Genomic DNA, 1,085 nt, shown 5'->3' on the forward strand with positions numbered 1-1,085 from the left:
AAAAACTGGATCGACAAAGAAGAATATCCGCAATCCGCAGCCATCGACCTGCGTTGCGTAAATATGGTTGCCGATCTGTGGCATGCGCCTGCGCCGAAAAATGGTCAGGCCGTTGGCACCAACACCATTGGTTCTTCCGAGGCCTGTATGCTCGGCGGGATGGCGATGAAATGGCGTTGGCGCAAGCGTATGGAAGCTGCAGGCAAACCAACGGATAAACCAAACCTGGTGTGCGGTCCGGTACAAATCTGCTGGCATAAATTCGCCCGCTACTGGGATGTGGAGCTGCGTGAGATCCCTATGCGCCCCGGTCAGTTGTTTATGGACCCGAAACGCATGATTGAAGCCTGTGACGAAAACACCATCGGCGTGGTGCCGACTTTCGGCGTGACCTACACCGGTAACTATGAGTTCCCACAACCGCTGCACGATGCGCTGGATAAATTCCAGGCCGACACCGGTATCGACATCGACATGCACATCGACGCTGCCAGCGGTGGCTTCCTGGCACCGTTCGTCGCCCCGGATATCGTCTGGGACTTCCGCCTGCCGCGTGTGAAATCGATCAGTGCTTCAGGCCATAAATTCGGTCTGGCTCCGCTGGGCTGCGGCTGGGTTATCTGGCGTGACGAAGAAGCGCTGCCGCAGGAACTGGTGTTCAACGTTGACTACCTGGGTGGTCAAATTGGTACTTTTGCCATCAACTTCTCCCGCCCGGCGGGTCAGGTAATTGCACAGTACTATGAATTCCTGCGCCTCGGTCGTGAAGGCTATACCAAAGTACAGAACGCCTCTTACCAGGTTGCCGCTTATCTGGCGGATGAAATCGCCAAACTGGGGCCGTATGAGTTCATCTGTACGGGTCGCCCGGACGAAGGCATCCCGGCGGTTTGCTTCAAACTGAAAGATGGTGAAGATCCGGGATACACCCTGTACGACCTCTCTGAACGTCTGCGTCTGCGCGGCTGGCAGGTTCCGGCCTTCACTCTCGGCGGTGAAGCCACCGACATCGTGGTGATGCGCATTATGTGTCGTCGCGGCTTCGAAATGGACTTTGCTGAACTGTTGCTGGAAGACTACAAAGC

The 1,085-nt window shown here is 56.1% G+C and carries 1 protein-coding gene; it reads left to right on the forward strand.

From position 1 onward, the window contains the following. Positions 1-1,085 (forward strand): glutamate decarboxylase (locus K0778_RS26295; protein ID WP_094316394.1); only part of this gene is annotated, 1,085 nt, incomplete at both ends.

The sequence above is a fragment of the Escherichia sp. XD33 genome, from assembly GCF_019375075.1.
GTDB lineage: Bacteria > Pseudomonadota > Gammaproteobacteria > Enterobacterales > Enterobacteriaceae > Enterobacter > Enterobacter flexneri_A.